The organism is Streptomyces diversicolor (assembly GCF_057537855.1).
The window spans coordinates 1-16,985 of record NZ_BAAJXA010000001.1 but is presented as its reverse complement, the minus strand read 5'-3'; the positions used below and the strand labels follow the sequence as shown (position 1 = coordinate 16,985).

The following is a 16,985-nucleotide window of genomic DNA, read 5'->3' as shown; positions in this document are numbered from 1 at the left end:
GGGCGTGCGGTGGAGGCAATCGCGGGGTTCCGGTGGACGGTCCGGTGGACGGGGACAGCAGGGGTGCCGGCGGCTCAGGTGCGCAGCCAGGCCGCCGTGTCCTGGGGCAGCCGGCCCTCGTCGTCCAGCGGGCCGCTGGTGAGCAGGAGTTCGCTGTGCGCGGGCAGGTCGGCGGGGGCAGCGGCGAGGTTCACCACACAGGTGGCGCCCTGTACGCGGGTGAAGGCGAGGACGCCCTCGGGGGCGGGCAGCCAGGTCAGCGGGCCGTGCCCGAAGGCGGCGCGCAGCCGGATCGCCGCGCGGTAGAGGGCGAGCATCGAGGCGGGGTCCCGCTGCTGCCGGTCGGCGGCGTAGTCGGCCCAGCCGGCCGGCTGCGGCAGCCAGGGCTCCTGCCGGGATCCGAAGCCCGCGTACGGCGCCTCGGCCACCCAGGGCAGCGGCACCCGGCAGCCGTCGCGGCCCGGGTCGGTGCCGCCGGAGCGGGCGTACATCGGGTCCTCGATGCGGTCCACCGGTATGTCGGCCTCGGGCAGGCCCAGTTCCTCGCCCTGGTAGAGGTAGACCGCGCCGGGCAGCGCCAGGGACAGCAGCGCGGCGGCCCGGGCCCGCCGGGTGCCCAGGGCAAGATCGGTCGGGGTGCCGAAGGTCTTCGCGGCGAAGTCGAAGCCGGTGTCCGCACGGCCGTAGCGGGTGACGGTGCGGGTCACGTCGTGGTTGCACAGCACCCAGGTGGCCGGGGCGCCCACCGGGGCGTGCTCGGCGAGCGTCGTGTCGATCGCCTCCCGCAGCCGCCCGGCGTCCCAGGGGCAGGACAGAAAGGAGAAGTTGAAGGCGGTGTGCAGTTCGTCGGGGCGCAGATAGCGGGCGAAGCGCTCGGGGTCGGGCAGCCACACCTCGCCGACGAAGACGCCGTCGTAGGTGTCGGCGACGGTGCGCCAGGAGCGGTAGATGTCGTGGAGTTCGTCGCGGTCGACGAACGGGTGCGGGTCCTGTCCCTCGGTGAAATCCGGCAGCGCGGGGTCCTTGGCGAGCAGGGCCGCCGAGTCGATGCGGACGCCCGCGACGCCCCGCTCGAACCAGAAGCGCAGGACGTCCTCGTGTTCCTGACGGACCGCAGGGTGGGCCCAGTTGAGGTCGGGCTGCTCGGGCGTGAACAGATGCAGGTACCAGTCGCCGTCGGGCAGCCGGGTCCACACCGGTTCGGTGGAGCCGACGAACTGGGACGGCCAGTCGTTGGGCGGCAGTTCGCCGTGCTCGCCGCGCCCGGGCCGGAAGTGGAACAGCGCGCGCTCGGGGCTGCCCGGTTTCGCGGCGCGCGCGGCGCGGAACCAGGGGTGCTGGTCGGAGACGTGGTTCGGTACGACGTCGACGATGGTGCGGATGCCCAGTTCCCGGGCCTCCGAGATCAGCTTCTCCGCCTCCGCGAGGGTCCCGAAGGCCGGGTCGATCACCCGGTAGTCGGCGACGTCGTAGCCGCCGTCCTTCATCGGCGACAGGTACCAGGGGTTGAACCAGAGTGCGTCCACGCCGAGTTCGGCGAGGTAGGGGAGCTTCGCGCGGACTCCCGCGAGGTCCCCGGTGCCGTCGCCGTCGCCGTCGGCGAAACTGCGTACGTAGACCTGGTAGATGACGGCGGAGCGCCACCAGTCGCTCTGGTCACGGGCCTGGGTGGGCTGTCCCACAGTGCGTGCCTTTCTGTCGAGGGGGCCGTGTCAGCCCTTGGTGCTGCCGGCGCTGATCCCGGCGATGATGTGCCGCTGGAAGACGAGGAACAGGGCGACCATGGGGATGCTGGCGATCACCATGGCGGCGACCAGCACGGTCAGCTGGATGTTCTGGGACAGCTGGACCAGGGCCACGCTGATCGGCTGTTTGTCGGTGTCGGAGAAGACCATCAGCGGCCACAGGAAGTCCTGCCAGACGGCGACCAGCGCGAAGATGGAGACCACGCCGAGGACCGGCCGGGACATGGGCAGCACGATGGACCACAGGGTGCGCAGCTTTCCGGCGCCGTCGATCTCGGCCGCCTCCAGCACATCCCGCGGGAGCTGGTCGAAGAACCGCTTGAGGAGATAGAGGTTGAAGGCGTTGGCGACGGCCGGCAGCCAGATCGCGAGGGGGTCGTTGAGCAGGCTCGTGTGGATCAGCGGCAGATCGGCGACCGTCAGGTACTTCGGTACGACCAGGGCCTGGGCCGGGACCATCAGGGTGGCCAGGATGCCGCCGAGCACCACCTTGCCGAAGGCGGGTCTGAGTGTGGACAGGGCGTAGGCGGCGGCCGTGCAGAACACCAGCTGGAACGCCCAGGCACCGGCGGCCTGCACCACCGTGTTCCACAGGTGCTGGGGCAGCTGCATGAGGTCCCAGGCGTCGGTGAAGCCGTCGATGTGCCAGCGTTCGGGGACGAGGGTGGGCGGGGTCCGTGCCACCTCGTCCGGCGACTTCATCGCGCCGGTCACCATCCAGTAGACGGGGAAGAGGAAGGCGAGCGCGAAGAGCACGACGGTGCCGGTGAACACGGTCCAGTAGAGGGCCTTGCCGCGCGGCCGGGCCAGCACGGACGGGGAGAGAAGGGTCCGGGTGCTCATGCGTCCCCCTCCGAGCGGGTGAGCCTGAGATAGACGGCGGAGAACGCCCCGAGCAGGACCAGGAGCATCACGCTGAGCGCGCAGGCGCCGCCGAAGTCGTTGTAGAGGAAGGCATACTTGTAGATGAGGTACAGGACGGTGACCGTGGCGTTCTCCGGGCCGCCGCCCGTGATGACGAACGGCTCCGTGAACACCTGCATGGTGGCGATGATCTGAAGCAGCATCAGCATGAGGATGACGAACCTGGTCTGCGGGATCGTCACATGCCGCACGCGTTGCAGGAGACTCGCGCCGTCCAGTTCGGCCGCCTCGTACAGCTCGCCGGGGATGGACTGGAGAGCGGCCAGGTAGATCAGCACGGTGCCGCCCAGGTTGGCCCAGGTCGCCACGATCACCAGGGAGACCAGGGCGGTGTCGGCGCCGTTGGACCAGGTGGAGGTCGGCAGATGCAGAAAGCGCAGCGCCTCGTTGGCGAGGCCGGCCCCCGGGTCGTAGAACCACTTCCACAGCAGGGCGCTGACCACCGGCGGGATCATCACCGGCAGGTAGACCACGACCCGGAAGAAGGCTTTGGCGTGCCGCAGTTCGTTGAGCACCAGGGCGAGGACGAACGGGATCGCGAAGCCGATGAGCAGGGCGAGCAGGGTGAAGGTGAGCGTGTTGCGCCAGGCCGCCGCGAACTCCGGATCGTGCAGGACACGGGTGAAGTTGGCGGTGCCGACCCACTCGGGCGGGGAGCCCGGTGTGTACTTCTGGAAGGCGATCACGACCGCGCGGATCGCCGGGTACCAGGAGAACAGGGCGAAGCAGACGAGCCCGCCGAGCAGGAATCCGTAGGCCCGGAGCTGGTCGTTCAGGCGGCGCCGCCCCCGGCCCCCTACCGGGGGCGGCGCCGGAAGGGGGCGTACGGCGAGGGCCGGGACGTCCCGCCGCGCTGCCGTCTTCGTCATCGCGGTCAGCTCCGGGCCAGAATGCCGTCGATCTTGCCGGAGGCGTCCTTGAGGAGCTGGTCGATGTTCGCGTCCTCCTTGGTGAGGACGGCGGAGACGACCCCGTCGAGGACGGAGTAGATCTGCTGGGCGTTCGGCGGCTCGATCTTCATCCGGAGGTTCTGGTTGCCGTCGAGGAAGGCACGGTAGTTCTCCACCGGGACGTTGGCGTTGGCCTTCTTGATCTCCTGGTCCTTGGCGTCGGCCGCTCCGGTGAACAGGCGCGGCTCCGGCAGGCCGACCGGGGCGTCGTTCTGCCGGCCGCGGGCGTAGTCGCCGAGGAAGCCGGAGCCCGGGGTGAGGAACATGTGGTCGAGCCACTTGAGGCCGGCCCGGATCTGCTCGGGTGTCGCCTTCTTGTTGAACATGTAGCCGTCGCCGCCGATGAGCGTGGCCTTGCCGCCGGGCATCGGGGCGAGCGCCAGGTCCTTGTAGTCGCCGCCCTTCTCCTTGACGAGGATCGGGATGTTGTCGGGGGCGGCGAGGTACATGCCGAGCTTGCCCGAGCCCATCATCTGCTGCACGTCGTTGATGATGAGGAGCTGTTTGCTGCCCATCGAGTCGTCGCTCCAGCGCATGTCGTGCAGGTTCTGCAGGACGGCGTGGCCCTCGGGGGTGTCGATGGTGGCCTTCTTGCCGTCGGCGCCGACGACGTCGCCGCCCTGCGAGTACAGCTCGGCGGTGAAGTGCCAGCCGCCCTGGTTCTGGGCGCTGTAGTCGGCGTAGCCGACGGTGCCGCCGCCGAGCGCGGCGATCTTCTTGGCGTCGGCGCGGACCTCCTGCCAGGTGGCCGGCGGCTTGTCGGGGTCGAGGCCCGCCTTCTCGAAGAGCTTGCGGTTGTAGATCAGGCCCATCGAGTAGCCGGTGCGCGGGATGCCGTAGACCTTGCCGTCGACGGTGTAGATGTCGCGCAGCTGCTTCTGGATGGTCTCGTAGCTCTTCAGCTCCTTGACGTACGGGGTGAGGTCGGCGGCCTGGTTGATGTCCACGACGTGCTTGGCGTTGGTGAAGTAGGTGTAGAAGACGTCTTCCATCTGGCCGCCGGCCAGTTTCGCGTCGAACGTCTTCGGGTCCTGGCAGGGGAAGGCGTCGTGTGCGACGACGTCGATGTCCGGGTTCTTCTTCTCGAAGGCGGCGATGTCCTCCTCGAAGAACTTCCGGTCGACCTTGGCGCTCTTGGGCGGCTCGCAGTTGACGGTGATGCGGGTCTTGCCGCCGGCCGACTCGTCGTCGGACGACCCGCAGGCCGAGGCGGCGAGGGCAAGGCAGGAACAGACGCCGATCGCGACAAAGGTGCGGCTCAGGCCGGTGCTTGACATCGGTGGACCCCTCTGGACAGGAGCTGTGGGCGTCGCACACTCAAGCACCGGCAACAGCGCTTCGCAAGATGTCGCGCAGAATCTGTAATTATTCGACAGTCGATGGGATCTACTGGATCTCAGGCACGCGGTGCTTGCGCGGTGGAGCCGCGGACCACCAGCTCCGGCTCGAACAGCAGCTCGTCGGCCGGTACGGAGGTGCCGCCGATCTGCGCGTTGAGCAGCTCGACCGCGGCCCGGCCCATCGACTCGATGGGCTGGCGGACCGTGGTGAGCGGCGGTTCCGTGCAGTTCATCAGCGCGGAGTCGTCGTAGCCCACGACGGAGACCTGTGCGGGCACGTCGAGCCCCTTGCGCCGGGCGGCCCGTACGACGCCCAGCGCGAGCGGGTCGCTGGCGCAGATGAAGCCGGTGACCCCGCGGTCGATCAGCTTGGCCCCGGCCGCGTGGCCGCCCTCGATGGAGAAGATCGCCCGGGCCACGTGGGCGTCGGGCAGCCCGCCCGCGAGGGCGCGGGCCGCCGCGAGCTTGCGCGCCGAGGGAACGTGGTCGCCCGGCCCGAGCACCAGGCCGATCCGCTCGTGCCCGAGGGAGGCCAGGTGCCGCCATGCCTGCTCCACGGCGACCGCGTCGTCGCACGACACGCCCGGGAAACCGAGGTCGTCGATGGCCGCGTTGACGAGCACCACCGGGATGTTGCGGTCGGCGAGCTGCCGGTAGTGGTCGTGCGGCGCGTCCGCCTGCGCGTACAGGCCGCCGGCGAAGACCACGCCGGAGACCTGCTGTTGCAGCAGCAGTTCGACGTAGTCCGCCTCGGAGACCCCGCCCTTGGTCTGGGTGCACAGCACCGGGGTGAGCCCGAGCTGGGCCAGCGCGCCCCCGATGGCCTCGGCGAACGCCGGGAAGATGGGGTTCTGCAGCTCGGGCAGGACGAGGCCGACGAGCCGGGCCCGCTCACCGCGCAGTTGGGTGGGCCGCTCGTAGCCGAGGACGTCGAGGGCGGACAGCACCGCCTGCCGGGTGGCCTCGGAGACTCCGGGCTTGCCGTTGAGCACCCGGCTGACCGTGGCCTCGCTGACCCCGACCTTCTTGGCCACTTCCGCAAGTCGTCGCGTCATACCCGCAAGCCTAGCGCAAGCTACGCAAGCCGCTTGCGTAGGAGACCTGCGGGAACACCCCGCGCATGCTGCCCCGCCTCGCCGACGGTCCCCGGTGCTCCCGGGAGTTCTGGGGGTTGCCGGGGTTCTGGCCGTTCCCGGGGTGCCCGGGGTGCCCGGGGTGCCCGGAGTCCTGAGGATTGCCGGGGTTCCGGCCGTTCCCGGGGTGCCCGGGGTCCTGGGAATTACCGGGGTTGCCGCCGTTGCCGGGGCTCGCCAGGCGTCAGGGGGCCAGGCGGTTCTGGAGGGGCCAGGCGGTTCCGCGAGGTCCAGGGGTTTCCGGCGTTCTCCGCCCGTCCCGGGCCTGTGATCGCACTCGTCGCCGTCATGGCCGCCACGGACCCGCTTCACGTCCGGCTTGCGCAGCGCCCCGCCGGGTGGGACCGCCGTGGAAGGTTCGGTTCCTGCGCGCGGAGGGGCGGTGACGCGGGCCTGCGCGGAACGGGAGGTGGCCCTACGCGGTGCCGCGCCGGTGCGCGGCCGAAGTGCGCGGTGCGCGGCCGGGGCCGGCGGGGACGGCACTCTCCGCCGCCAAGCAGGTCCAGTAAGGTCCGCTGCGGTTCGACAGCGCCCCGAAGGGGCGCGGGGAACAGCGCGACCAGCCACAACGGCGCCGTAGACGACCGACGGCATAGCGCGGCATGTCCAGCGGAGCGCGGCCGGGGCCGGCGGGGACGGCACTCTCCGCCGCCAAGCAGGTCCAGTAAGGTCCGCTGCGGTTCGACAGCGCCCCGAAGGGGCGCGGGGAACTGCGCGACCAGCCACGACGGCGCCGTAGACGACCGACGGCATATCACGGCATGTCCAGCGGAGCGCTTGGCGGCAACTAGATCCGGCTCTCGGTCGCCGTGTCCGATGACAGGCGTTGAGCCAGGTAGATCGGGATCACCGAGAGCAGGACGAGCACCGCCGCCACCACGTTGACCACCGGTGCCTGCTGCGGCCTGGTCATGTTCTCGAAGATCCACAGGGGCAGGGTCTGGATACCGGGCCCCGCGGTGAAGGTGGTGACCACGATCTCGTCGAAGGAGAGCGCGAAGGCGAGCAGCCCGCCCGCGAACAGCGCGGAGCGCACCAGCGGAAAGGTGACGTCGAGGAACGCGCGGAAGGTGTGCGCGCCCAGGTCCATCGCCGCCTCCTCGTACACGGCGGAGGTGCGCCGCAGCCGGGCGACGACGTTGTTGAAGACGATCACGATGCAGAAGGTGGCGTGCCCGACGACCACGGTGAACAGTCCGAGCCCCACGCCCAGCGGTTCGAGGACCGTACCGAAAGCCGAGTTGAGCGCGATGCCGGTGACGATGCCGGGCAGCGCGATCGGCAGGACGACCACGAAGGAGACGGTGTCCCGCCCGAAGAACCGGTGGCGGGCCACCGCGAAGGCGATCAGCGTGCCCAGCACCAGCGCGACGGCCGTGGCCCCGAGGCCCGCCTTGACGGACACCCACAGCGCCGCGCGCGCCCCCGCGTTGTGCCAGGCGGCCGACCACCAGCGGCCGGTCAGCCCGGGCGGCGGCCAGCTCGCGCTGCGGTCCGGGTTCAGCGAGTTGACGAGGACCAGCAGCAGGGGCACATAGACGACGGCGAAGCCGAACCCGGCGGCGACGCGCAGCGCGATCCGCGCGGTACGGGAGAGTTGCACGGCGGCTCCTCTACAGGCTGCTCAGCGCGCCGGTGCGGCGCATCGCCAGCAGGTACAGCACGATGACGACGACGGGGACGGTGCCGAGCGCGGCGGCCATGGGCAGGTTCAGTTCGATGTTGGAGTAGACGAGGTTGCCGATCAGCTGGGTCTTGCCGCCGACGATCTGCACGGTGATGTAGTCGCCGAGGCTGAGCGAGAAGGTGAACACCGATCCGGCGGCGACCGACGGCAGCACCATCGGCAGCACCACGGAGCGGAAGGTGCGCCCCGGGCGTGCCCCGAGGTCGGCGGAGGCGTCGAGCAGTTGGTCGGGCAGCCGGGCCAGCGCCGTGTGGACGGGCAGGATCATGTACGGCAGCCAGAGGTAGGTGAGGGTCAGCACGGTGGCCGGGAGTCCGAACCCGGGCCCGCCGAGCCCGAACGGCGCCAGCATCCAGTCGGCGAGCCCGCCCTGGGACAGGATCAGCCGCCAGGCGTACACCTTGACCAGGTAACTCGCCCACAGCGGGGTGAGGATGGCGACGACGAGCAGCGGGCGCAGGCGCGGGCGGGCGACCCGTGCGGTGTAGAAGGCGACCGGGAAGGCGATCACCGCGCACAGGGCGGTGACCGCGAGGGCCACGCCGATGCTGCGCAGGACCACCTGCCGGTAGACGGGGGTGGTCAGCAGCGTGCGGAAGGTGTCGGTCGACCAGACCTTCACCACCTCGGAGGTGAAGGAGTCCGTCGTCCAGAACGCGGAGACGAACAGCACGGCCAGCGAGCCGAGGTAGAGCACGGCCAGCCACAGCAGCGGGGCGCTGAGCAGCAGGGCGAGCCGGAGGCGGGGGCGGCGGTGCAGCGCCCCGGCGAGCCGCCCGAGCGGTCCGGGGTCCGGGGTGCCGCGCCCGGTGCCCTGCGCGACGGCGGTCATGGCGTCAGCCCTTGATCTCGGTCCACGCCTGGACCCACCGGGCGTAGGGCACGCATGTCACGTCGGTGCGGCCGTCGAGGCACTGCTCGATGGGCGTGTTCCAGAAGGCGATCCGCTTCCAGTAGGCCGTGTCGGCCGCGTGGTAGATGGTGCAGAAGTTCTTGTCGGTGGTCTCGGCGCAGGCCCTGGCGTTGGCGGGTGCCTCCCCGAAGTACTCGGCGACCTGGGCGTTGACCTTCGGCGAGACGATCCAGTCGAGCCACTTGTAGGCGCAGTCGGGGTGCTTGGCCTTGGCGGAGACCATCCAGGTGTCCGACCAGCCGGTCGAACCCTCCTTCGGTACGACGGCCTTGACCGCGGCGCCCTCATCGGCGGCGAGGTTGGCGATGACCTGCCAGGTGGTGCCGACGACGGAGTCGCCGCTCTTGAAGGCGGAGACCTCCTTGAGGTAGTCGCTCCAGTACTCGCCGATGTCTGCGTTCTGCTTCTTCAGCAGCGCGACGGCGGCGTCGAACTGCTTCTGGTCGAGCGCGTAGGGGTCCTTGATGCCCAACTCGGGCCGGGTGGCCTTGAGATAGAGCGCGGCGTCGGCGATGTAGATCGGCGAGTCGTAGGCCGTGACGTGGCCCTTGTGGCGGCCGGCGTCGTCGAAGACGGCGGCCCAGGATGTCGGTGCGGGGGTGACCTTCCGCGTGTTGTACATGAGGAGGTTGGCGCCCCGGCCGTGCGGGATGCCGTAGGCCCTGCCGTCGACGGAGTTCCATGGCTGCGTCTTCAGGTCGGCGAAGACGTCCTTGTAGTTCGGCACAAGGGCGGTGTTGACGGGGGCGGCGTCCCCGGAGGCGATGAGGCGCAGGGACGCGTCGCCCGAGGCCGAGACCGCGTCGTACTCCCCCGTCTTCATCAGTTTGACCATCTCGTCCGAACTGGCGGCCACTTTGGAGTGGACCTGGCAGCCCGTCTCCTTCTCGAAGCCGCTGACCCAGTCGGCCTTCGGGTCGTTGGAGCCGTCCTCCACATAGCCGGCCCAGGCGATCAGATTGACGCTGCCCTCGCTCGCGCCGAGCTTCGTCGGCGCCTTCAGGTCGGGCGGGTTGAGGCCGCCGGACGCCCGGCCGCCGCCGGAGCCGGAGGAGCCGCAGGCGGTGACGGCCAGGAGCAGCGCGGCGGTGGCCGTCGTCTGGAGGGTTCGGATGGGGCGCACGCGGTTCTCCCTACGTCGGGCGGTTTCAACGGGGGGCGGGCACGTGGACCGTGTGGCGCCTGTGCCACTGGAGGCGGACCCGGGCGCCGCGGTGGGCGGCCACGTCCTCGGCGGTGGTCTGAAGGTTCTGCTGGAGCACGGTGAGCCGGCCGCCGGCGTCGAGGTCGACCAGGAAGCGGGTGGTGTCGCCCAGGTAGACGACCTCGGCGACGGTGCCGGTGGTGGTGGCGTGCCCGGGTTCGTCGGCGACGGCGGACTCCTTCAGCAGGCGGATCTTCTCGGGGCGGATGCTGTAGGTGCCGGGGGTGCCGACGACGCGCTGGGCCGCCTCGCCTGCGAGCAGGTTGGAGGTGCCGACGAAGGAGGCGACGAACGGGGTGGCGGGGCGTTCGTAGATCTCGGCGGGGGTGCCGACCTGTTCGACGCGGCCCTGGTGGAAGACGGCGATGCGGTCGCTGATCGCCAGGGCCTCCTGCTGGTCGTGGGTGACGAAGACGAAGGTGATGCCCACCTCCCGTTGCAGCGCCTTGAGTTCGGCCTGCATCTGCTCGCGCAGTGTGCGGTCGAGGGCGCCCAGGGGCTCGTCGAGCAGCAGCACGCGGGGCCGGCCCACCAGGGCGCGGGCGAGCGCGACGCGCTGGCGCTGGCCGCCGGAGAGCCGGCCGGGACGCCGCTTGCCGTAGCCGTCCAGGCGGACCTCGGCGAGCGCCTTGCGGGCCCGCACGAGGCGTTCGGCCTTGGGTACCTTGCGTATCTTGAGGGCGTAGGCGACGTTCTGTTCGACCGTCATGTGCGGGAAGAGGGCGTAGTCCTGGAAGACGGTGTGCACGTCCCGCTCGAAGGGGGCGCGGCCGGTGACCTCCTGACCGGCCAGTTCGATCCGGCCCTCGGTCGGGGTCTCGAAGCCGGCCACGAGCCGCAGGACCGTCGTCTTGCCCGAGCCGGACGGGCCGAGCATCGAGAAGAACTCCCCTTCCCTGACCTCCAGGTCGATCCCGGCCACGGCGGTCGTCTCGCCGAAGGACTTCCGCAGTCCCTGCAGCCGGATCGCGCTTCCCTCCATGGGCGGGAACCTTTCTGGCGCTCGCGGTCGTTGCCCAGAAACATATGAAGTCATAGTTCAAAGCTCAAGACCGCCTCGGGGTAAAGCCTGGGTCAATGCGCAGGGTGGTGACCGTGAAACAGCAGAGGTACGGCGGCGGCGCCCGCCGGGCCGTCTTCGCCCCGGTGGGCAGCCGGGCACGGGTCGACGCGGTCGTGCACCGGCTCGGTGACGCCATAGAACTCGGACTGCTCGCCGACGGGGAGCAGTTGCCCGGCGAGAGCGAACTGGCCGGCCGGCTCGGGGTGTCCACGGTGACGCTGCGGGAGGCGCTGATGGCGCTGCGCCAGCAGGGCCTGGTCACCACCCGGCGGGGCCGTGGCGGCGGCAGCTTCGTCTCGCTGCCCGAACTCCCCGGCGCGGACCGGCTCCGGGCCCGGCTGCGCGGCTGGAGCACGGAGGAACTGCGCGATCTCGGCGACCACTGGGCGGCGCTGTCCGGCGCGGCGGCCGGGCTCGCGGCGCGGCGCACCGAGCCGGACGACCTGGCCCCGCTGCGCCGCACCGCCGGGGAACTGGCCCAGGCCGCGGACCCGGCGGCCCGCAGCCGGGTGTACGGCCGCTTCCATGTGGAACTCGCGGCGGCGGCCCAGTCCGCCCGCCTCACCCGGGAGCAGGTCGCCCTGCAGACGGAGGTCGGTGCGCTGCTCTGTCTCGTGCTCGGGGACGACGAATATCGTGAAGAAGTCGCAGACCGTCAACTCCGTGTGATCGCGGCCGTGCAGGATGGGGCGCACGCCTCGGCCGGTTCGCTGGCCGAGCGGTGCGTGCAGGAGTCGACGGCGCGGCTGATCGCGGTGCGGCTCACCCTGTAGGGACCCGCCGGTCCCCGTCCGCTGGAGGGCGCCATGCGCAGCAGCCACGGACCCGTCGGCGCCGCGCCCGCCACGCTCGACGCGCGGGCGGAGGAACGGGTCGCGGCCCGGGTGGGCGCCGTACTGGAGGCGGTCTTCGACGCCGTCGCGCAGACCCGCGCCGACACGGCCGAGTTGCTGACCAGCGTCGCCGCGCGGGGCCGGCCGCCGGGCTCCGCCGATCTGGCCGCCCTGCGGCCGGGACTGCATCTGCGGCTCGCCCGGCAGGAGTTGGTCTGCGGCAGCGGCTTCATCGCCGCGCCGGGCCTGCTGGCCGACGTACCGGCCTGGCTTGAGTGGTGGCAGACCAGCGCCGAGGGGGACGTACGGCCGCTCGCGCCGCTGCTCGATCCCGAGCGGTCGGCGTACGCGGACTACACGCACTGGGACTGGTTCGCGCTGCCCCGGGACACGGGGCTGCGGGCCGTGGTCGGGCCGTATGTCGACTACCTCTGCTCCGCCGAGTACATCCTCACCCTGTCCGCGCCGGTCAGGGTGGCCGGCCGGTTCACGGGTGTGGCCGCGGCCGATGTCCGCCTGCGTGACTTCGAGGCCGCCGCGCTGCCCCTGTTGCGCCGGCTGCCCGGCCCCGCCCATCTGGTGAACGCCCGCGGCCGGGTGGCGGCCTCCGCGGACCCGGCCCATCTGGCCGGATCGCTCACCAGGGGGCCCGACTTCGCGGCCGTCCTCAAGCGGGCGCGAGCCGAGCGGTCCGGCGGGCGGCGGCTGGTGCCCTGCCGTGACGTCCCGCTGGTGCTGGTCGTGGCGGCGGGGTGAGCGGGTCCGGTGACGTACGCCGCGGTTCGACAGCGGCCCGAAGGGGCGCGGGACCGTATCGATATACGGCCCCGCCGCGATGGGGGTCCCCCTGTGCGAGCGAAGTCGAGAACTCGGGGACCGGCCGGCCACGACGGTGCCGCGGACGAGCGACGGCGCGCCGCGGTACATCCGGCGGAGCGCTCAGCCGGCGCGCGGCGGACCCGCCCGGCGCCGTCGGCGACCTGAACGCCGGCGGTGCCGGGTCAGGGCTCCGGGGTGGGTACGACGGTCAGATGGGTGGCCGTGCCGGGGGCGCGGCGCGGGCGGCGCGCGGTGACCGCGGGGCGGCGGGGGTCGCGCAGCACGAGCGTGAGACGGAGGTAGCCGAGGTCCCCAAGGGTCTTCGGGGTGTCGATCACGATCCGGCAGTCGGTGGCACCCCAGCGCGGGTCCGGGTGCAGCAGCGGACGGACGGCGCCGTCGTGCTCGGCCGCGCCCTCGCCGACCGCGCGGATCCAGTGCGGCAGGCCCTGCCGGAAGGCCGCCTCCATGATCGGGTCCTGGGCGATCTCCCGGCGGACCGCCTGGAGTCCGTGGTCGTGGGCGTACCGCTCCAGGGCGCACTTGAAGTGGGCCAGCATCGGCAGGGCCCAGCTCGACTCGTGGTCCCTGAGGACCGTGCCCGCGTCGGGGTGGAACAGGACGAAGCGGAGGAAGTTGTCACCGGGCATGGCCGTGGGATGCGGGCCGATCCCGCGGAACAGCGTCTCGAACGCGCCGTTGGTGAGGACCACGTCCCAGCGGTGGTCGGCGACGAGGGACGGGAACGGCACGGATTCGAGGAGCGTGGCGTAGTCCTGGAGGTACGCCTGGGCCTCGCGGCCCTCGGGGACCGGCCGCGGCGCCGGCCGCTGCCCACCTGCCTGATATGCCATCGGGAGGTCACCCCTCTTGCCTATGCGGCCTTCACGCGGCGAGGTGATCCTGCTGCCCCGACGACAGTCATGTCAACTATCGTGGCATTTCGGGGCCGTTGACGGCTGAAATTGGCCACAGTTGTGGCGAGACCTGGATGTGGGTTCGAGGCACGGGCTACCCTCCGGGAAGTTCACGGCAATCTCTGGTGGCAGGGCACTGAATCCCTTGAGAGACGTAGGAGTTCTGTCGGTGACGGATGGCTACGAGGATCCGGGCGCCGCGGCGACCGCCCAGCTGCCGGCCGTCGTCGCCCGCGTCACCGCGCTCGCCGACCGGCTCGGCGTGCCGCACCCCGACGTCTTCGACGCCCCGCGGCTCTCCGTCGCCTGCGGCGTCCCCGAGCCCGTCGTCAGGGCCCTGCTGAGCGGCAGGTCCGCGGGCGAACCCGATGTGCAGGCCCGCTTTCTGCAACGCCTTGACCTGTTGCGCCGCACCCGGCTCAAACCCAACGGACGCAAGTACACCCAGCAGGAGATCGCCGACGGCGCCGGCATGTCCCGGCAGCAGGCCGGCGCCCTCATCAACGGCGACCGCCGGCCCACCATGGAGCACTGCGACGCCCTCCAGCGCTTCTTCCGCGTGCACGCCGGATTCCTCACCGCGGAGGACCCCGAGGCCGTCGCGGGCGCCCTCCAGCGCACCGAGCAGGAACTGCTGCAAAAGCTCGCCGACCGCGAGCGGGCGGCGGCCGAGGCCGCCGCGGACCCCTTGGAACGGCTGCTGCAGGACCACGGGGTGCGGGGCATCGCCTGGCGCGCCGCGCAGCTGCCCACCGACCAGCACCGGGACAAGGTCGCCGAGTGGCTGGACATGCTCCTGGAGAGCGTCAAGCGGCCCGAGTCGTGAGCCGGGGGAGGAACGTGGGCATCGGCAAGGACATGCGACGGCTGTGCGGGGCGCTGCTCGGAGAACTGACACTGCCCACGCCTGCCCGTCCGCGGGATCTCTACACCGCCCTGTGCGACGCGATGAGCCGCCGCCGCGGCCGTCCCGTCCACTTCCGTACGGCCGTCTTCCCGACCGGGACGGCCAGCGGGCTGTGGCTGGACATGACGGACCAGGACCTCATCGTGGTCGAGGAACGCACCGCGCCCGACCACCAGTTGGTGATTCTCGGCCACGAGCTGTGGCACATGCAGGCCGGGCACCGCGGCCATCAGGTCGGCGGCGCGGCCGTGACCGCGCGGCTGCTCGGCGACGGCGCCGGCGACACCGGCCGGGCCGCCCTCCAGGCGGCGGTGCACCGGGTCGCCGCACGCACCCGCTTCGACCTCCACGACGAGCGCGAGGCCGAGACCTTCGGCCTGCTCCTGGCCAGCAAGTGCCGTACGTGGCTGACGGGTTCGGCGCTGCGCGGCCCCGCGCAACGCGACCATCTGGCGGGCCGGATCGAGGCGTCCCTGGGCTACCGCGGCCCCCAGGGCTGAGACCGCCCCGCCGCACGGCACGCGGCGGTCCCAGCGGGTTCCGGCTCGGCCGAGCGGGCGACAACGGGTGTGGACGGACGGCGTTGTCAGTGGCGGACGGCAAGCTGGAGGTGCGCCGCCGCCACGCGCGGCGTACGCGCCGTCCCGGCGCGTGACCGCAGAGCCGACCCGGGGAGAGCCGACCGATGACCACCGCCGTACTGACCGACCGCGAGCGTACCGCCGTACAGTCCTATCTCCGGCTGCTCCATACGGTGCGCGCCGCCTTCGACGGCCCACCGGACGGCGGCGGGCCGTTCCTGGTCCCGCCCCAGGCGCTCGCCGAGGCGGAACAGGCCCTGACGGACGCGGGACTCGCCGGCAACGAGGAGGCGTTCTTCCGGCTGCTGCACACCTGGTGCCCGCGGCCCTGAGCGGCGGCGCCGCCGCGCCGCGCGGGTCGCGGCGCGGCGGGCGCTCCGGTGACACCGCCCGCCGTCCGGACGCAGGGCCGGCGGCGGGCGTCCGGACGGCGGGATCCGCGTTGCGCAAGAACCGACACCCGGCAGGGGGGAATCCGTAACACGCACGTTGCAGACGGGCCTCCGGAAAGCCGTATGATCGCCCCAACACCACCGTCCCGATCTCCCTCAGCACGGGCGGTTCGGTGTCCCTCCCACCACCTTGCCCGGGCACGGGCGGCTGCGCCCTGCCCGAAAACCCCGAAAGGCGGCCTGCATGCTCTCTCGCGTACGCGTCTGGCTCAACCGCACGTACGCGGAGAACGTGTTCTTCATGGATCAGCTGCGCAGAAACCCGAGCGACCGCGCGGTCGAGATCCACGCCACCCACGGGGACGCCGACTCCCCCGTGCTCGCCGCCGCCGACACCGCCGACCTGGAACCCGAGGGCCTGTCGCCTGCCGGGTATGTCGAGTACGCGCTGGACCAGTGCGCCCGGCGTGGCATCGACGTGTTCGTGCCCCGGCTGCACCAGGCGGCCGTCGTCGCGCACCGCGGCGAGTTCGAGGCGGCCGGCACGGCGCTGCTGGCGCCGACCCCGCAGGCGATCGCCGTCTTCGAGGACAAGGCGACCGCGTACGAGGCGGTCCGCTCGGTGGGGGTGCCGGTGCCGCCGTTCCAGCGGGTCCGGACGGCCGACGAACTCATCGCCGCCGTCGAGGAGTTGGAGGCGGGCGGGCACACGGCATGCTTCAAACCGGCCTCCGGCGCCGGTGGGGTGGGCTTCCGTGTGATCACCCGCAGCCCCTTCTCGCTGCTGCACCTCGGCGGGTTCCCCGGTCCCTACGTCCAGCTGGACCTGGTCGTTTCCGCGCTCCGCCGGGCCGACCATCCGGTGGACTGGCTGGTGATGCCGCGCCTTGAGCAGCCGGAGGTGTCCGTGGACTGCCTGACCGGGCCGGACAACCGCGTCCGGCTGGCCGTCGGCCGCACCAAGAACGGCCGCCGCCGCGGGTTCACGCTCCACGAGCAGTGGCTGGAGCCGGCCCGGCTGATCGCCGAGGGCTTCGGGCTGCACCATCTGTCCAACATCCAGTTCCGGATGTACGGCGACCGGCCGGTGCTGCTCGACGTCAACACACGGCCCGCGGGCGGCCTGTACCAGCTGTCCCTGTGCGGCATCAACGCCCCCTGGGCGGCGGTGCAGTTGGCGCTCGGGGAGGACCCCGGGCAGATCGTGCCGCCGTTCCTCGGGCAGGACTACACGGTGGTGTCGGGGCCGCGTCCGGTGCGGGCCGTTCCGGTCGACCGGCCGCGGCCGGAGGAGACCTCACCGTTGCCTCCGGCGGTTTCGGCGGCTGTGGTGCTGCCGTTGGGCTGACCGTCCCTGCGGGGCGGGGGCGGCGCGGGTAGTGCGCCGGAAGTGGGGGTGTTGGCGCGGTTCGGCGGCTGCGGGTGGGTTGTGGTTGCTCGCGCCCCCCCTGCGGGGCGCTGGGCCTCGTCGGCAACCTGCGGCCGTGTGCGCAAACGCGTCGGCCAACCGGGGGGCAGGGATGTCGGACGGCTGCGGGTGAGTTGTGGTTGCTCGCGCAGTTCCCCGCGCCCCTTGC

16 protein-coding genes are annotated in these 16,985 nt (G+C 71.8%); 6 read left to right on the top strand and 10 right to left on the bottom strand.

The annotated features are described in order from the left end of the window. Window positions 1–74: 74 nt before the first annotated feature. From AC27LF_RS00080 to AC27LF_RS00040, 9 genes are all read right to left on the bottom strand, one after another. The gene (locus AC27LF_RS00080; protein WP_479660501.1) at window positions 75–1,682 is read right to left on the bottom strand and encodes a glycoside hydrolase family 13 protein; all 1,608 of its coding nucleotides are present in this window, start codon (window positions 1,680–1,682) and stop codon (window positions 75–77) included. A 30-nt stretch (window positions 1,683–1,712) separates the two neighbouring features. After that, window positions 1,713–2,588, bottom strand: coding sequence for a carbohydrate ABC transporter permease (locus AC27LF_RS00075; protein ID WP_479660500.1), 876 nt, complete (start codon window positions 2,586–2,588; stop codon window positions 1,713–1,715). Then, window positions 2,585–3,538 (bottom strand): carbohydrate ABC transporter permease, encoded by a 954-nt coding sequence (locus AC27LF_RS00070; RefSeq protein ID WP_479660499.1) that lies wholly within the window; start codon window positions 3,536–3,538, stop codon window positions 2,585–2,587. Before AC27LF_RS00070 ends, AC27LF_RS00075 begins: the two co-directional genes overlap by 4 nt. A gap of 5 nt (window positions 3,539–3,543) precedes the next feature. After that, window positions 3,544–4,896: an ABC transporter substrate-binding protein gene (locus tag AC27LF_RS00065; protein WP_479660498.1), complete on the bottom strand. Its 1,353-nt coding sequence runs from the start codon at window positions 4,894–4,896 to the stop codon at window positions 3,544–3,546. 119 nt (window positions 4,897–5,015) lie between these two features. Beyond that, window positions 5,016–6,014, bottom strand: a complete 999-nt coding sequence (locus AC27LF_RS00060; RefSeq protein ID WP_404032719.1) for a LacI family DNA-binding transcriptional regulator — start codon at window positions 6,012–6,014, stop codon at window positions 5,016–5,018. Between the two features lie 865 nt (window positions 6,015–6,879). Then, window positions 6,880–7,695 (bottom strand): ABC transporter permease, encoded by an 816-nt coding sequence (locus tag AC27LF_RS00055; protein WP_479660497.1) that lies wholly within the window; start codon window positions 7,693–7,695, stop codon window positions 6,880–6,882. A gap of 10 nt (window positions 7,696–7,705) precedes the next feature. Further along, window positions 7,706–8,611 carry an ABC transporter permease gene (locus AC27LF_RS00050; RefSeq protein ID WP_479660496.1) on the bottom strand — a complete coding sequence of 302 codons (906 nt, stop codon included), beginning with the start codon at window positions 8,609–8,611 and terminating at the stop codon, window positions 7,706–7,708. 4 nt (window positions 8,612–8,615) lie between these two features. After that, on the bottom strand, window positions 8,616–9,815 hold the full coding sequence (locus AC27LF_RS00045; RefSeq protein WP_479660495.1) for an ABC transporter substrate-binding protein: 1,200 nt from the start codon (window positions 9,813–9,815) through the stop codon (window positions 8,616–8,618). Between the two features lie 25 nt (window positions 9,816–9,840). Beyond that, window positions 9,841–10,878, bottom strand: coding sequence for an ABC transporter ATP-binding protein (locus AC27LF_RS00040; protein ID WP_479660494.1), 1,038 nt, complete (start codon window positions 10,876–10,878; stop codon window positions 9,841–9,843). Window positions 10,879–10,973: 95 nt separating this feature from the next. On the opposite strand from AC27LF_RS00040, the gene AC27LF_RS00035 reads away from it, so the two are divergent. Continuing rightward, window positions 10,974–11,732, top strand: coding sequence for a FadR/GntR family transcriptional regulator (locus tag AC27LF_RS00035; RefSeq protein WP_479660493.1), 759 nt, complete (start codon window positions 10,974–10,976; stop codon window positions 11,730–11,732). A 33-nt stretch (window positions 11,733–11,765) separates the two neighbouring features. Beyond that, entirely contained in the window at window positions 11,766–12,548 is a 783-nt protein-coding gene (locus AC27LF_RS00030) for a cache domain-containing protein (protein ID WP_479660492.1), read from the top strand. 245 nt (window positions 12,549–12,793) lie between these two features. Here the strand turns inward: AC27LF_RS00030 and AC27LF_RS00025 are convergent, their stop codons facing one another. Continuing rightward, complete coding sequence (locus AC27LF_RS00025) at window positions 12,794–13,465, bottom strand: MmyB family transcriptional regulator (protein WP_479660491.1); 672 nt, start codon at window positions 13,463–13,465, stop codon at window positions 12,794–12,796. A gap of 232 nt (window positions 13,466–13,697) precedes the next feature. Between AC27LF_RS00025 and AC27LF_RS00020 the strand changes: the two genes are divergently transcribed. The 4 genes from AC27LF_RS00020 (at window position 13,698) to AC27LF_RS00005 (ending at window position 16,756) form a co-directional block, all read left to right on the top strand. Further along, complete coding sequence (locus AC27LF_RS00020; protein WP_479660490.1) at window positions 13,698–14,354, top strand: helix-turn-helix domain-containing protein; 657 nt, start codon at window positions 13,698–13,700, stop codon at window positions 14,352–14,354. Window positions 14,355–14,386: 32 nt separating this feature from the next. Continuing rightward, window positions 14,387–14,935 (top strand): M48 family metalloprotease, encoded by a 549-nt coding sequence (locus AC27LF_RS00015; protein ID WP_479660552.1) that lies wholly within the window; start codon window positions 14,387–14,389, stop codon window positions 14,933–14,935. 185 nt (window positions 14,936–15,120) lie between these two features. Next, window positions 15,121–15,348 carry a hypothetical protein gene (locus AC27LF_RS00010; protein WP_479660489.1) on the top strand — a complete coding sequence of 76 codons (228 nt, stop codon included), beginning with the start codon at window positions 15,121–15,123 and terminating at the stop codon, window positions 15,346–15,348. 304 nt (window positions 15,349–15,652) lie between these two features. Next, window positions 15,653–16,756 carry an ATP-grasp domain-containing protein gene (locus AC27LF_RS00005; RefSeq protein ID WP_479660488.1) on the top strand — a complete coding sequence of 368 codons (1,104 nt, stop codon included), beginning with the start codon at window positions 15,653–15,655 and terminating at the stop codon, window positions 16,754–16,756. The last annotated feature ends 229 nt before the right edge of the window (window positions 16,757–16,985 follow it).

Excerpts from the sequence above, each read along its gene's own strand:
- AC27LF_RS00075 (WP_479660500.1), bottom strand. The coding sequence starts at position 2,588 with ATGAGCACCCGGACCCTTCTCTCCCCGTCCGTGCTGGCCCGGCCGCGC.
- AC27LF_RS00070 (WP_479660499.1), bottom strand. The coding sequence starts at position 3,538 with ATGACGAAGACGGCAGCGCGGCGGGACGTCCCGGCCCTCGCCGTACGC.
- AC27LF_RS00065 (WP_479660498.1), bottom strand. The coding sequence starts at position 4,896 with ATGTCAAGCACCGGCCTGAGCCGCACCTTTGTCGCGATCGGCGTCTGT.
- AC27LF_RS00060 (WP_404032719.1), bottom strand. The coding sequence starts at position 6,014 with ATGACGCGACGACTTGCGGAAGTGGCCAAGAAGGTCGGGGTCAGCGAG.
- AC27LF_RS00050 (WP_479660496.1), bottom strand. The coding sequence starts at position 8,611 with ATGACCGCCGTCGCGCAGGGCACCGGGCGCGGCACCCCGGACCCCGGA.
- AC27LF_RS00040 (WP_479660494.1), bottom strand. The coding sequence starts at position 10,878 with ATGGAGGGAAGCGCGATCCGGCTGCAGGGACTGCGGAAGTCCTTCGGC.
- AC27LF_RS00035 (WP_479660493.1), top strand. The coding sequence starts at position 10,974 with ATGCGCAGGGTGGTGACCGTGAAACAGCAGAGGTACGGCGGCGGCGCC.
- AC27LF_RS00030 (WP_479660492.1), top strand. The coding sequence starts at position 11,766 with ATGCGCAGCAGCCACGGACCCGTCGGCGCCGCGCCCGCCACGCTCGAC.
- AC27LF_RS00025 (WP_479660491.1), bottom strand. The coding sequence starts at position 13,465 with ATGGCATATCAGGCAGGTGGGCAGCGGCCGGCGCCGCGGCCGGTCCCC.
- AC27LF_RS00015 (WP_479660552.1), top strand. The coding sequence starts at position 14,387 with ATGCGACGGCTGTGCGGGGCGCTGCTCGGAGAACTGACACTGCCCACG.
- AC27LF_RS00010 (WP_479660489.1), top strand. The coding sequence starts at position 15,121 with ATGACCACCGCCGTACTGACCGACCGCGAGCGTACCGCCGTACAGTCC.
- AC27LF_RS00005 (WP_479660488.1), top strand. The coding sequence starts at position 15,653 with ATGCTCTCTCGCGTACGCGTCTGGCTCAACCGCACGTACGCGGAGAAC.